13 protein-coding genes, 1 tRNA gene and 1 pseudogene are annotated in these 13,578 nt (G+C 58.6%); 7 read left to right on the top strand and 8 right to left on the bottom strand.

What is annotated here, in order from left to right; all coding sequences use genetic code 11:
• The first annotated feature begins 54 nt into the window (after positions 1-54).
• Positions 55-270, top strand: a complete 216-nt coding sequence (locus CTR55_RS19960) for a hypothetical protein (RefSeq protein ID WP_296288684.1) — start codon at positions 55-57, stop codon at positions 268-270.
• Positions 271-435: 165 nt separating this feature from the next.
• On the opposite strand, the gene yacG is transcribed toward CTR55_RS19960, so the two are convergent.
• The 5 genes from yacG to pilB all read right to left on the bottom strand — a co-directional run bounded on the left by yacG (position 436) and on the right by pilB (position 5,107).
• Positions 436-639 carry a DNA gyrase inhibitor YacG gene (yacG, locus tag CTR55_RS19965; protein WP_296288685.1) on the bottom strand — a complete coding sequence of 68 codons (204 nt, stop codon included), beginning with the start codon at positions 637-639 and terminating at the stop codon, positions 436-438.
• The gene (gene coaE, locus CTR55_RS19970; protein ID WP_296288686.1) at positions 636-1,244 is read right to left on the bottom strand and encodes a dephospho-CoA kinase; all 609 of its coding nucleotides are present in this window, start codon (positions 1,242-1,244) and stop codon (positions 636-638) included. Before coaE ends, yacG begins: the two co-directional genes overlap by 4 nt.
• 63 nt (positions 1,245-1,307) lie before the next feature.
• Positions 1,308-2,180, bottom strand: a complete 873-nt coding sequence (locus tag CTR55_RS19975; RefSeq protein ID WP_296288687.1) for an A24 family peptidase — start codon at positions 2,178-2,180, stop codon at positions 1,308-1,310.
• Between the two features lie 2 nt (positions 2,181-2,182).
• Positions 2,183-3,400: a type II secretion system F family protein gene (locus tag CTR55_RS19980; RefSeq protein WP_296288688.1), complete on the bottom strand. Its 1,218-nt coding sequence runs from the start codon at positions 3,398-3,400 to the stop codon at positions 2,183-2,185.
• Positions 3,401-3,403: 3 nt separating this feature from the next.
• Positions 3,404-5,107: a type IV-A pilus assembly ATPase PilB gene (pilB, locus tag CTR55_RS19985; protein WP_296288689.1), complete on the bottom strand. Its 1,704-nt coding sequence runs from the start codon at positions 5,105-5,107 to the stop codon at positions 3,404-3,406.
• Between the two features lie 228 nt (positions 5,108-5,335).
• Between pilB and CTR55_RS19990 the strand changes: the two genes are divergently transcribed.
• The 6 genes and pseudogenes from CTR55_RS19990 to CTR55_RS20015 all read left to right on the top strand — a co-directional run bounded on the left by CTR55_RS19990 (position 5,336) and on the right by CTR55_RS20015 (position 9,965).
• Positions 5,336-5,770: a prepilin-type N-terminal cleavage/methylation domain-containing protein gene (locus tag CTR55_RS19990; protein WP_296288690.1), complete on the top strand. Its 435-nt coding sequence runs from the start codon at positions 5,336-5,338 to the stop codon at positions 5,768-5,770.
• Between the two features lie 88 nt (positions 5,771-5,858).
• Positions 5,859-5,934 (top strand) — tRNA-Thr (locus CTR55_RS19995).
• A 198-nt stretch (positions 5,935-6,132) separates the two neighbouring features.
• Entirely contained in the window at positions 6,133-8,025 is a 1,893-nt protein-coding gene (locus CTR55_RS20000; protein WP_296288691.1) for a hypothetical protein, read from the top strand.
• A 323-nt stretch (positions 8,026-8,348) separates the two neighbouring features.
• On the top strand, positions 8,349-8,870 hold the full coding sequence (locus tag CTR55_RS20005; protein ID WP_296288692.1) for a hypothetical protein: 522 nt from the start codon (positions 8,349-8,351) through the stop codon (positions 8,868-8,870).
• Positions 8,849-9,241, top strand: a pseudogene (locus CTR55_RS20010) (transposase); the annotation flags it as partial. The gene CTR55_RS20005 and the pseudogene CTR55_RS20010, both read left to right, overlap by 22 nt.
• Before the next feature lie 328 nt (positions 9,242-9,569).
• On the top strand, positions 9,570-9,965 hold the full coding sequence (locus CTR55_RS20015; protein ID WP_296288693.1) for a DUF4280 domain-containing protein: 396 nt from the start codon (positions 9,570-9,572) through the stop codon (positions 9,963-9,965).
• A 6-nt stretch (positions 9,966-9,971) separates the two neighbouring features.
• Here CTR55_RS20015 and CTR55_RS20020 read toward each other — a convergent pair whose 3' ends face one another.
• The 3 genes from CTR55_RS20020 to CTR55_RS20030 all read right to left on the bottom strand — a co-directional run bounded on the left by CTR55_RS20020 (position 9,972) and on the right by CTR55_RS20030 (position 13,571).
• Positions 9,972-10,517, bottom strand: a complete 546-nt coding sequence (locus tag CTR55_RS20020; RefSeq protein ID WP_296288694.1) for a toxin-antitoxin system YwqK family antitoxin — start codon at positions 10,515-10,517, stop codon at positions 9,972-9,974.
• A 10-nt stretch (positions 10,518-10,527) separates the two neighbouring features.
• Entirely contained in the window at positions 10,528-12,534 is a 2,007-nt protein-coding gene (tssI, locus tag CTR55_RS20025) for a type VI secretion system tip protein VgrG (protein WP_296288695.1), read from the bottom strand.
• Between the two features lie 86 nt (positions 12,535-12,620).
• Positions 12,621-13,571 carry a hypothetical protein gene (locus CTR55_RS20030; protein WP_296288696.1) on the bottom strand — a complete coding sequence of 317 codons (951 nt, stop codon included), beginning with the start codon at positions 13,569-13,571 and terminating at the stop codon, positions 12,621-12,623.
• Positions 13,572-13,578 lie beyond the last annotated feature (7 nt).

Here is a 13,578-nt window from a genome sequence, read left to right on the forward strand (position 1 = left end):
GGAAACCTCCTACGATCAGGGAAGCTTGGCCCCCCATTCGCAAGGAGATTGCCGATGAGCATTCACAGCTGGGCCGAGCAGCGCCTTCATGAGCTGCTGATCGAAGCCGAAGCGGCCGGGCAGGACCCGCAACTGGCCGTGCGCGCGCTACTGAGCGCGGTGGTGCAGGCCAACTCACAGGTCCGTACGCAGGAGGACCTGGGCCATGAACTGCACTTCCTCGCCGACAACCTGGACGAGGAACGGGACTACACCTTCATGCGTCCCTGAACGCACAGGGAGGCTTGCTGTCCTGTAGGAGCGAGCTTGCTCGCGAACGCTCTTTTCGGCTGGGAAACCTGGTGCTCGGACGGTTCGCGAGCAAGCTCGCTCCTACACTGAACGGCTATGCCGAGCACAAAAAAACCGCCCATTGGGGCGGTTTCTTTTTCTGCTTCAATGCCCGCGCGGATTCTCCAGATCGCCGGAAAACAGCTCGTCTTCCAGGTTATCGCCGGGGATGGCGTGATCTTCCGCCGCCCAGGCGCCGAGGTCGATCAGCTTGCAGCGGTGCGAACAGAAGGGGCGGAACTCGCTCTTGGCGCTCCACTCCACGGGGGCGCCACAGGTGGGGCATTCCACGCTCAGGGGTTGGCTCATGGTTGTCCTCCACGCAGGCCGAGATAAAACTGATGCAGACGCTCGACCTGCTGGTGCAGGTGGCCGAGGTCGCCATCGTTGAGCAGCACGTCGTCCGCGTGCTTGAGTCGGTCGTCGCGCAAGGCCTGGGCCTTGAGAATCGAACGGACCTGTTCTTCGGACACCTGGTCCCGGCGCATGGTGCGCTCCAGTTGCAGGTGTTCGGGGGTATCCACCACCAGCACGCGCTGAGTCATGCGGTATTGCCCGGACTCCACCAACAGCGGCGAGACCAGGATGGCGTAGGGCGATTGCGCTTGCGCCAGGTTGCTGGCGATCTCCTGGCCGATCAGCGGGTGCAGCAGTTGCTCCAGCCAGCGGCGTTCGTCTTCGGCCTTGAAGATGCGCTCGCGCAGCGCGGCGCGGTTCAGTTGGCCGGCCGGCAGCAGCATGGCGTCGCCGAAGCGCTCGACGATTTTCGCCAGGGCAGGGCGGCCGGGTTCGACTACCCAACGCGCGGCGTGGTCGGCGTCGACCATGTGTATGCCCAGCGAGGCGAAATGCTCGGCGGCGGCGCTCTTGCCGCTACCAATGCCGCCGGTGAGGCCCAGAATCCAGGGTTTCATCGTTCTCCTTCAGCCGGCCCGGTGGCCGTCGCAGGCGCCGAGGGGGCTCGGCGCGGGAGAAGGCTAGCGGAAACCGGCGAACTGCAGATAGGTCGCGGTTATTTGATCACCCCAGAGCAGCGCAATCCAGCCGGCGATGGCCAGATAGGGGCCGAAGGGGATAGGCGTACTGGTTTCGGCATTGCGCAGGCGCAGCATGATCACGCCCAGCACCGCGCCGACCAGCGACGACAGCAGGATGGTCAGCGGCAGCACCTGCCAGCCGCCCCAGGCGCCGAGCATCGCCAGCAGCTTGAAGTCGCCGTAGCCCATGCCTTCCTTGCCGGTGATCAGCTTGAACAGCCAGTACACCGACCACAGGCTGAGGTAGCCGAATACCGCGCCCCAGAGCGCATCGCCCAGGCTGGTGAACAGCCCGAAGTGATTGACGATCAGCCCCAGCCAGAGCAACGGCAGCACCAGGGCGTCCGGCAGCAGTTGGTGATCGACGTCGATCATGCTCATCGCCAGCAGGCCCCAGGTCAGCAGCAGCATCGCGCCGGCCTGCCAGCCGAAACCGTAATGCCAGGCGATGAAAGCCGACAGCACGCCGCAGGCCAGCTCCACCAGCGGGTAGCGCTTGCTGATCGGCGCCTTGCACGACGAACACTTGCCGCCCAACGCCAGCCAGCTGACTACCGGGATGTTCTCCCAGGGCTTGATCTCGTGGGCGCAGTGCGGGCACTGGGAGTTGGGCAGGATCAGGTTGTAGGTCGGGCGTTTTTCGCTCTCCGGCAAACCCAGGGTTTCCCGGGCCTGTTGTTGCCAGTCGCGCTCCATCATCCGTGGCAGGCGATGGATCACCACGTTGAGGAAGCTGCCGACCAGCAGGCCCAGCACCGCCACGAATAAAACAAAGGCCAGCGGGGTGCTGGCCAGGAAGTCGAGTAAGGGCATCTTTAAACTACTTGGCCCAACTGGAATATCGGCAGGTACATGGCGATGATCAAACCGCCGACCAACACCCCGAGGACGGCCATGATCATCGGTTCCATCAGGGTGGTCAGGTTATCGACGGCGTTGTCGACTTCCTCCTCGTAGTAGCTTGCAACTTTGTCCAGCATTGAGTCCAGAGAGCCAGACTCTTCACCAATAGCCGCCATTTGGATGGCCATGCTGGGAAATACGCCAGTGGTGCGCATAGAGAAGTTGAGCTGCGTGCCCGATGAGACGTCCTGCTTGATCCTGTTAACCGCATTTCGGAAAACCACGTTGCCTGTAGCGCCGGAAACAGAGTCCAGAGCCTCCACCAGCGGTACGCCAGCAGCAAAAGTGGTGGACAGGGTGCGGGCATAACGTGCGACAGCCGACTTGTAGAGGATGTCTCCGACCACTGGTAGCTTCAATATCGAGCGATCAACCATGTCTCTGAACTTTTCGGAACGCCGATGGGCTTCGCGAAGGACGTAGACAGCGGCGAACAATGCAATCAATACGATGAACCACCATTCCTGCAGCGCTTCGGAGATGGAAATGACAAAGCGAGTGAATGCCGGAAGCTCTGCTCCAAATCCTTCGAATACCGATTGGAATTGGGGTACTACTTTAATCAGCAGAATCGACGAAACAATGATAGCGACGACCACGACCGCGATGGGATAGGTCATCGCTTTCTTGATCTTGGCCTTGAGTGATTCAGTCTTTTCTTTGTAGGTGGCTACCCGATCAAGAAGCGTTTCCAGCGCACCGGACTGCTCACCTGCGTCGACCAGGTTGCAATAGAGGTCATCGAAATACTGAGGCTTTTTGCGTAGCGAGTTGGCCAGACTGTTACCGGACGCGACTTCCTGCTTGATTTCATCGACCAGCTTGCGCATGTTCGGATTGTCGAAGCCCTCGCCAATGATGTCGAAGGACTGAAGCAGGGGAACGCCGGAGCCCATCATCGTCGCCATCTGGCGCGTGAAGAGGGCGATATCCATGGGCTTGATTTTCTTGCCCGCGCTCAGGATCGAAATGCTCTTCTTGCGGACCTTGATTGGATTGATGCCTTGCTTGCGCAACTGCGCCTTCACCAATGCAGTATTGACCCCCGCAAGTTCCCCTTTGACCTTCCCGCCCTTTCGATCAGTCCCTTCCCAGACGAAGGTGCTGCTCTTCAATGCTTTTTCCGCCATGGATTAATCCTTGGTCACGCGGTTGACTTCTTCGAGGCTGGTAATGCCTTGCATGGCCTTCATCAGCCCCGAAGTGCGCAGATCGTTGAAGCCTTCTTTGCGGGCCTGTTCGGCGATCTGAATGGAGTTGCCTTCCTCCATGATAATCCGCTGCAGGGCTGGCGTGATTTTAACCACTTCATAAATACCCAAGCGTCCCTTGTATCCGCCCTTGCAATTGTCGCACCCGACAGGTGAATAGAGCTTGAACGTCCCGATCTTGTCTGCCGGGAAGCCTTCGTGGAGCAGGGCTTCCTGCGGAACGTCGTGTTCCTTCTTGCAATGTGGGCAGAGTTTACGCGCCAGACGCTGGGCAATGATGAGGTTGGTGGAAGTTGCCAGGTTAAAAGAGGCAACCCCCATGTTCAGCAGGCGGGTCAGGGTTTCTGCGGCGCTGTTGGTGTGCAGGGTCGACATCACCATGTGGCCGGTCTGCGCGGCCTTGATGGCGATTTCGGCGGTTTCCAGGTCGCGGATTTCGCCGACCATGATTACGTCCGGGTCCTGACGCAGGAAGGCGCGCAGCGCCTGGGCGAAGTCCATGCCCTGGCGAGGGTTGACGTTGACCTGGTTGATGCCTTCCAGGTTGATCTCTACCGGGTCTTCTGCCGTTGAGATGTTGATGTCCGGGGTATTGAGAATGTTGATGCCGGTATAAAGCGACACCGTTTTGCCCGAGCCAGTGGGGCCGGTCACCAGGATCATGCCCTGGGGCTGTTTCAGAGCATCCAGGTACAGCTGCTTCTGCGCTTCCTCATAGCCGAGGGCGTCGATCCCCATCTGAGCGCTGGACGAATCCAGAATCCGCATCACGATTTTTTCACCCCACAGCGTGGGCAGGGTGTTGACGCGGAAGTCGATAGATTTGGTCTTGGACACGCGCATCTTGATGCGGCCGTCCTGCGGTTTTCGACGCTCGGAGATATCCAGGCCGGCCATGACCTTCAGTCGCGCGGAAATGCGGCTGGCGAGCTGAATGGGCGGTTTAGCCGTCTCATGCAGCATCCCGTCGGTGCGGAAACGTACGCGGTAGATCTTCTCGTAGGGCTCGAAGTGCAAGTCGGAAGAGCCGCCGCGAATGGCGTCCAGCAGCATCTTGTTGACGAAACGCACTACCGGTGCATCGTCTGCGGCTTCGCCGGCACCATCGTCCTTGGGCTCGGCATTGCCACTCTCGATGTCGAGCGCCTCGAGGTCCACATCGCCGAGGTCGTCCAGGCCGCCGGTGACGCTCTCGAAGATCTTCTCGATCATCTCGCCGAGCTTGTCATCTTCGACCAGGATCGCTTCGGTGGTCAGGCCGGTGCTGAACTGGACGTCGGTGATCGCCTGGTGATTGGTTGGGTCGGACAAGCCTACGAACAGCTTGTTGCCGCGCCGCCATAAGGGGATCACTCGATGCTGGCGAATCAGCTTTTCGCTGACCAGTTCCTTCGGAATCGCATCACGATCAATGCCGGAGAGGTCACAGTAGGCGACGCCGAACTGGTCCGCTGCCAGTTCCGTCAGCGGCCGGCTCTTTACCAGCTTGTTCTGCACAAGATAGGTGACCAGTGACAACTTGTTCCGTTGCGCCTGCAGTTGCGCCTGCTGGGCGCTCTTCTCGTCCAGCAGTTCGGAGTGCACCAGTTGGCGGGCGAGACCGGAGAGCACGACTTGATCGTTCATACAGAGGTGGCCGAATGATGTATTGCATGCCTTATATCGTAGATGGTCGGTGGAGCCAAACCGGGTTGTTGCGAGTGCCGAAATTTGTCACTTGCTGCGAAAAATCGTACGAATTCCTTCGTTTGATTCGTACATTCGCCGCGGAGCGAGGTCTTGCGTAATTTGGCATGGAACCTGCTTTCACCTAAGCCAGGTCCTACGACCTCTTCTAAAACCCTGGAGTGAACTATGAAAGCTCAAAAAGGCTTTACTCTGATCGAACTGATGATCGTGGTTGCGATCATCGGCATCCTGGCCGCCATTGCTCTGCCGGCCTACCAGAACTACATGAAGAAAGCGGCTTATACCGAAGTTACCGCTGCAATGGCTCCCTTCAAGCTGGCTGTTGATGAGTGCTTCTCTTCGGCTGACGGTGCTGATGCTGCAGCTAAACTGGCTACTTGTGATGCTGGTGCTGGCGGTGTACCGGCTGTCCCCGCTGCTACCACCGCCAAGGCATTCAACTCCCTGACTGTTGCCAACGGCGTGATCACCGCTACACCGAACGCCTATAAAGGTATCCTGGACACCGAAACCTGCGTTCTGACCCCGACCGTTGATGTCGATCGCTTGGTTTGGAACTACAGTGGCACTTGCGTGACCGCTGGCTACGTCAAGAACTGAGTTGGTTTTAGGCGTGCAGGTAGGCAGAGCATCGCTTGAATGAGTCTTAATTGATAATACATGCGATGGGTGCTAGCTTACTGCCGCCGCCGGTGTAGCTCAGTCGGTAGAGCAGCTCATTCGTAATGAGAAGGTCGGGGGTTCGATTCCTCTTACCGGCACCAGAAAAATAAAGGCCCGCAGCGATGCGGGCCTTTTTATTTTTTGGAGCGGGCTAACACGGGGCTAACGTCAGCGCAGGGATTCGCAGGGCTTAATAGCCAGGCTCCCATGACAGACCATCACAACGGTCCGTTGTGTTGACCCTAGCCCCATCCTCTTGTACTAAGACAGTTCGTTGAACGACCCCACGTCTGGTGATAATGCGCCCCGTCTGGTATCTGCCTCTGAGTGAGGAGCTTGGCAAAGCTTTAGTCAGCGGAGTGTCGCTAGACTCGGAACAACCATGCCGCTACGAAATGGCGGCGATTCTCTACCTGCTCCAGGTCCCGAAGCTGACGGAACGACCGCAGTCTCCGTTGGAGATGGAGCGCATTTTTGCCAGGCTGTTAGCGCACCCATCTGATCTTTTAGCCTCAGTGCTAGCCGAGTCCTACAACCGAGATGCTTTCGCCGCTGGTCTGTTGGCTGCATCCTCCTTAGGCATCGGCCTTATCGATCAGAAAGCGGTGACGCTGCGCCAGTACGTCCATGGTGATGGATCGTGGAATTTCGACTTCGCCAGGACCTATGCTCGAGCCTCTAGCACCGTCAATCGTGACCACCTTCGGTCTGATGGGCAGACTGTCCGATTGAGTGATCCGCAATACCGATTAGTCGAAACTATCCGCGCGAACCCTGGAGATTCCATCGAGACTCAGGCGTATGCCGGGGCGGGAAAGACGTTCGTTCTGAGGGAAGTAGTCAGCATCCTTCACGACAGACGATGCCTGTTTCTGGCTGACGTTGAGAGCAAGCTTTGGCCGGTCAAAAAACAATTCTCTCACCAGATCCATGCACTGACCTTTGCCAAGCTCTCAAGCCTCATCCTGGCTCGTGGCAATCCGCGGCTGGAGGAGAAGATCAGGCTGGCCGCCAACCGCCGCTTCTCGGACGAAAGCGTGGCGGAGCGGCTGAATATTTCTTCCGTGGGCAATTTAAGTGGTCCGCAGATCGTTCGCGCGCTGTGTCCGGCGATCAATAAGTTCTGTCTGTCGAATGACACGGAAATTTCCGCCCAGCATCTGCCAAACGCGCTGCAGGCGTCACTCTCCTTGGCACAGCAGCAATTGCTGGTGGCGCTTGCCAAGCAGCTCTGGTCGGCAATGATTGATCTCGATCGCCAGGACTTGGCCATCCGTGTAACCGGTTGGCACCGGCTGAAGCAGATTGCCCTAATGGGCCTCAATATCCCGGATTCGTATCAGGTGGTGGTGATCGACGAGGGGCATGACTTGATCAGTCCGCTCGTTGAAATACTCGATCGCTCGCCGCAGGTAGTTATTACCTTGGGGGATCAGTTCCAGAACCTTCAAGGCCGCTATGTTTCCCATGCGGCCAAGATCCGACACCGCGAGATGACGCTATCGCTTCGTGCCGGTCCACAGCTCGTTAACTACCTGAATCCTCTAATTGACGCTTTCCCAGGGGCGCGGGTCGAACCTTTTATCGGTAATGCCGAGAAGGAAACGGTGATTGCTGAGTACCGGGCAGAGCAGTTTCCGCCGGAGCCTTCAGCCATTCTTGTGGCAGATGAATGGGGTGTATTTGACTGGCTAATCCGGAATCGGTACCAGGGCAAGGGCGCAGCGGTGGCCTACAGCGTGGATCTGGGGACTTTTCTGGAGGATTGTCTCGGTCTCTATAGCGGGCTGGCGATGCCGCAGCATTTCAAGCTGGCAGGGTTCCGATCTTGGAGTGAGCTGCGCACCAGAATGGCATGGAACCATGCCTTCTTGCGGGTCGAGGACTGGTTGGAGAAGGTCGGCACCAAGTTTGGGGTATCAGGCCTATACAACGGCGCTGAGCTCGACGAGCTCGGTCGAGGCACGCCGAGTCGGCACCTGATAGTCACGGTTGCCTCCTCGAAGAACTTTGAGCTTCCCAGGGTGGCGATATCCGAGGACATTTATTACTTCGATAACTTGCGGAGCAAACAAGAGATGTCGCAAAAATTGGCGTTGCTCTACACCGCGATTACTCGTTGCTCCGGAAAAATCTTCTTCCCCGCCACCCATCACGAGTGGATGAACTGCATTCTGCTCGCTAGGCACTGAAGGCTAAATGGCGTTGCCGATTCCTTTGGCCAGAGAGCTGGGGCAAACGTCTGGAGCTGCTAAGTAAGATCTGAGGCCTGCTCGCGAGCGCATCACGGCGAATCTTGATGCTTTCGCTGTTCACATAATAGCAACAGCGAGCCCCCTGGCGACGAGGATCGACTGTCGAAAAGTAGTGCTTAGCAAGTCTAATGACGTTCAGAGAGACATCCAAGGTGCCTCTGCTGGATACAGCAGCATCCAGCACCTTGGTAACGGCAGATCCCCCGGTGAACTTTAATTTGGTAGCTTGATAGGACTGACGCCCTACATTCGAGAGTGAAATGGACTTCAATCAGGCTGTAGCTCTTCTCTCCGGCACGCTTCAAACGCTCGATCCCTCCGGACCGAAAGGCTTTGAGGGGTTAATTCGCGACCTGCTGGTTGAGCTGACCGGCTTAAGCTTCGGCGTTGCCAAATCCGGCCCACAGGGCGGATCTGATGTTCGTAGTCAGGGGGTAAATCTCTTCGAAGTTGCGATGGAGGCCAAGCGATACAAAGCGGGCACCTCGCTTAGCCTGGATGCCCTCAAAGCGAAGGTTTTTGAGACTGCATCAAGTCACCGCTGTATCGACCTCTGGATTCTGGTGGCAACAAGACAGATCAGCATTACAGATAACGAAGAGCTGACCCGCACCGGAACCAATCTCGGGGTGACAGTGCTGGTTTTGGATTGGCCTTCACAGGCAGGACAGCTGCCAGATCTCGCAGTGCTATGCGCCAAGGCACCAGAGGCTCTCAGACGCCACCTTGCTTCCGCCTGCCCACAGTTAGCGGATACCTCTGCCCGGCAGGGCAAAGCCTGATTTGGCGCTTCTCAAGCGTCGAGAAAGGGCTGAAGCTGCACCGCTACTGGAGCTCGCATTGCCAAGGTTGTGCGTTGAAGGAGCGCTGCACACCGAGCCCACAGCGGCGCGTGAGCCGCTGGGAGCATGAATCGGTGCTCGAGGAAATGCAGTCCCGCTTGGATCAGTTGCCGGAGATGATGCGCATCCGCCGCCAGACGGTGGAGCATCCATTTGGCACGCTGAAGGCCTGGATGGGCGCCACCCATTTCCTCACCCGAACGCTCGAACGGGTAAGCACGGAAATGAGCCTGCATGTGCTCGCCTACAACTTCAAACGCATGCTGAGTCTGCTGGGCAGCAGTGCGCTGATGGCCGCGATGAAGGCCTGAAACCGCCATGGATGGCCCGCTGAACTCGTTTCACAGCATCGTAAAACCGCACTTGCCCAAATCAGTTGAATGACTCGGGTCGACACGCCAGAAGCCCATAGGGCCTCTGGGCGCCGCTAAAACAATCCCAAAACCAACAATCCATCACCCGCTGCGTTTTTACACGGTCTGGGCCGATAGCTGCAGTCATGCAATAGCGCCAGTCAACCTTGACCACACTAATCTACCTGTCGCAAGCGTTGGCGTTTGGAAACGCTATATTTCACCCACTCATCGTCAATTGCGACATGAAGGAAGGCTTGCCAGGCGAAGGTAGGCGAGGTGACTCATGGGTTGTCCCCAGGTCTGCAGCGGTGCAACGCTGCAATGCAGTTTCGGCGTCGCTCCGTCGGTGCTCAACGTACTGCCAGTTAATCGTGTCCTCACCTGCGGCACGCCAGCAGCCAACCTGCAGGACCACATACCCCTGCTGAATATCCTGCCCTTCGGCATGTGCACCAGCCCATCCAATCCGACGGTAGCCGCCGCTACCGCAGCCGCACTCGGCGTTCTGACACCCATGCCATGCATTCCGGCCACCGCCGCTCCGTGGATACCCGGCGGACCGCCCACGGTGCTGCTGGGCGGCATGCCGGCGCTGGACGCCAACGGCACGTTGATGTGCACCTGGGGTGGGGCGATCAAAGTGGTGTTTCCCGGCCAGGTGCAGATGCTGATTCCCTGAATCGGTTCAGGCCTCGCTGGCCTCGCCACGACTGCCCAGCCACCAGCGCAGCCGCGAGATCGGCTTGCCGTTGTGGTCCAGCGGGCGGCCATCCTCGGCATAGGACCTTGGCTGATCCAGCGACGCGCCTTTCGCAAAGCGGGTCTCCTGCGCCAACTGGCCGTTGCCGTGGAAACGCCGGAACGGGCCCTCCTGTACACCCTCGCGGTAGAAGGCCTGCTCGGTGAGCGTGCCATCGGTGAGATAGCTGCAGGCCTCGCCGTGCATCAGGCCGTCGCGGTAACTCACCTTGCGCTGCAGCCAGCCTTCAGCGGCGAAGAAACGCGCTTCACCCTGCAGACGCCCTCGTACGTAGGGCAACTGCGCACTGACCTGGCCGTTGGGGTGGTAGAGCGTGCTGGTGCCGTGCAGTTCGCCGCCGCGGTAGTCCAGGCTGGCCTGCGGGCGGCCGCGCTCGCTGATGCGCAGCGGGCCTTCCAGCCCGCCGTCCTGCAGGCGGCCCTGCAGGGTGCTGTCGCCACGCTTGAGGTCGAGGGCTCCGCTGTTGGCCATGTCGTTGTCCTCAGTTGACCTTCACCAGGCCGCCCTTGAGGGTCAGCATGCCGCCACCGTCGACCGTCTGTTCGGCGGCGGCCTTGTTGGTAAGGCTGACGCCAGCATCGTTGGTCAGGGTGGTGCCGGCCTTGTTGGTGAGCGAGGTGCCGGCCTGGTTGGTCAGGGAAGTGCCGGCCTTGCTGGTCAACGAGATGCCGGCCTGGGCGGCGAGATCGGCGTCGGTCTTGAGCGTCAGGCTGCCGCCGCTCTGCAGGGTGAGGGTGCCACTGACCTTGATGGTCAGGTTGCCGTCCACCGTCAGTTCGAAGTTGCCGCTGACCTGGTGGCTGTAGTTGCCGCCGGTGCTGTGGGTCTGGTCGGCACCGACCTTGACCGTACGGGTATCCTTCACGTCCAGCGTGTCGCTGCCGGACTGGATGGTCACGCTGCGCTTGCCCTTCTCCAGGGTGACGGTCTCGTCGCCTTCCTTCACCGTGCGGGTGCGGGCGTTCTGCACCGTGAGCGTTTCGTCGTGGCCGATGGTGGCGGTGCTGTCGTTGAGCACGTTCACCTTCAGGTCCTTCTGTGCCTGCAGGAAGACTTCCTCGGCATCCTTCTTGTCCTCGAAGCGCAGCTCGTTGTAGCCGCCACCACCCTTCGACGAGCTGGTCTTGATGCCGGACTGTGTCTGGTTGTCCGGCAGCGCGTAGGGCAGGGCGTTGTCGCCGTTGTAGACGCAGCCGGTGACCAGCGGGCGGTCCGAGTCGCCATCGATGAAGGTGACGATCACCTCCTGGCCGATGCGCGGGATGAACTGCATGCCGAAACCCTTGCCGCTCCACGGCAGTACCACGCGCACCCAGCAGGACGAGGCTTCGTCGTTCTGGCCCTGCAGGTCCCAGGGGAACTGGATCTTGATGCGGCCATACTCGTCGGTCCAGATTTCCTCGCCGGCCTTGCCTACCACTTTGGCCGTCTGGGTGTGCATGCGCGGCTTGGGTGTGGTGCGGGGAGGGCGGTAGGCGGTGGCCTTGGGGATGGCCTCGAAGCGATTACGGTAATGCTCGTGATCAGCCTCGTGGGTCACCGAGGTCAGCACCCAGTCGATGTTCAGGCTCGCGTCGTCATGCCCGGTGAGGGTGAACCAGTGCCCCGGCACCAGCCAGCGGCAGTCGCTCTCGCCAATCAGGCGCTTTTCCTGGCTGCGAAGGCCGTCCACACGCTGCTTGGTCAGCGCATCGCCGCGGGCCTTGGCGGTATAGCCGCCGGGGTGTTCGTACTGCGCGCGCGGCCCGGCATCGGCCTGCGCCTGGGAATAGAGCGAGGTGGTGGGCGTGGTGAACTCGTAGTCGGTGGCGCTGTAGGTCCCGGCCACCGCCTGCAGGCAGTACTGCGCTGAACGGATGCCGTGCAGCTCGCGCACGCCGATCTCCTGCCCCAGGTACGGCACCTTCGGTCCATTGGGAATGGGCGGGAAGGCATCGTTGCTGTCGGCCAGCACCAGCGTGTGCTTGCCCTCTTCGTGGGTGAGGAACCAGAAGATGCCTTCCTCTTCCAGCAGCCGCGAGACGAAGGCGAAATCGCTTTCGCCGTACTGCACGCAGTATTCGCGGGGTTCGTAGCTGCCGGTCAGCGACAGCATGAAGTCAGTGAAACCGTGGGCCTTGAAGATGGTCGTGACGATGTCGCTGGTGGTGAGGTTCTGGAATACGCGGTTGTTGCTGGCCAGGGTCAGCCACCAGAGCCAGGGACGCAGAATCAGTTGATAGCGGTCGGCGGTGGCGTCGGCGGGGAGCTGGTGGATTTTGCCGATCAGGACGTCTAGGGGACGCTGCTGGTTGTCGAAGTGCAGGGTGGTGGTGACGTGGCTGGCTACGGAGTCAGGTAGTGCGAGCGGGCTACTGCTGTAACCAAGCAGGTTCAACTGGGCGAGATTGTTTAGCGCCTCCTGGCCGGAAAGGGTCTGCGGGTAGAGGTCCGTTAGCGCCGACGCCGTGAGGGAAAGACTGGTGGTGGTATCGGTGGGACGGGGCATTGATGATCTCGCTAGCAGGCCCGTTTGACCTGACTTGATTCAATGAAAATCAACCTGTGCACTTTCACGTGAGGATTTCAGGAGCTTTAGTGGCTGCCGGTTTCGTGACCCTCATGATCACTTTCGTAAGGCATGAATTCGCCTAAATCAACTGAGCCATAGCTGTATTCCGAGAAGTCATCATCACCATCGTCGGTAGCCGGAGGGAGGGAGTTCAGATAGTCCATCTGCAGTTCGAGAAGCTGATCGGTGGTCATGTTCAGCATCGGCAGGAGAAACAGGCTTTTGTGAGCAGACTTGTGCGCCCTGTATTCTTTGTGCGTTTTATCAATTAGCCTGTTTCTCCATGACCAGTTTTCGTATGGATTCTTGACCTTGTTTCGGCCGAGAGTTCTCTTGGTGTTCTGAGTGAAAAGTTCATTATCAAGAGTAGGGATTTCTTTCTTGAAAATGTGCGCAAGGCTTGCCTTGTAATTTCTGTTGCAGTGCTTTTCGAGTTGATCGGAGTGACCTATTGCTACACTTTCGACAATGAATTTATAGCCGGTCACGGTCTTTATGTCGTATTTTATTCGATAGAGACTTTGCGCGCTGTCGGCAAAATCCATTATGACTAGATGCGTTTTGTCCTGATGTCTCTGTAGTTTAGATCTCAAGTACTCATCGAATTGCTCAGTTCGATGGCTGGTCACTTTAATAGCGCTGGCGTTGACCGTTATGACCTGCGCGCCTTTAGCCTTGAGCATCCATTTCACCATTTTTGGGCTGGCGCCAAGGGCAATAAAAAGAACCTTGCAGCCGTCATAGAGAGACAGGAGTCTGCTGGCTACAAAGTCAACGTCCCTTATAAGTATCTCGTGTCGTGCCTTTATGCTGGTTACAAGGGTGGTTTTAAAGTGATCTTCTACGTCAGGGTGCATCCAGACTGGAAGTAGTCGCCCAAATAGAGAAAACACTATCGATATGTATTCTTCCGGCTTTTCGGGCGCTAGTTTAAGAGTGCTGCTTTCGCTGTGAAATACTATGTAGTTAGGCATGCTGCCC

It is taken from the genome of Pseudomonas sp., assembly GCF_002796985.1.
Lineage (GTDB): Bacteria > Pseudomonadota > Gammaproteobacteria > Pseudomonadales > Pseudomonadaceae > Pseudomonas.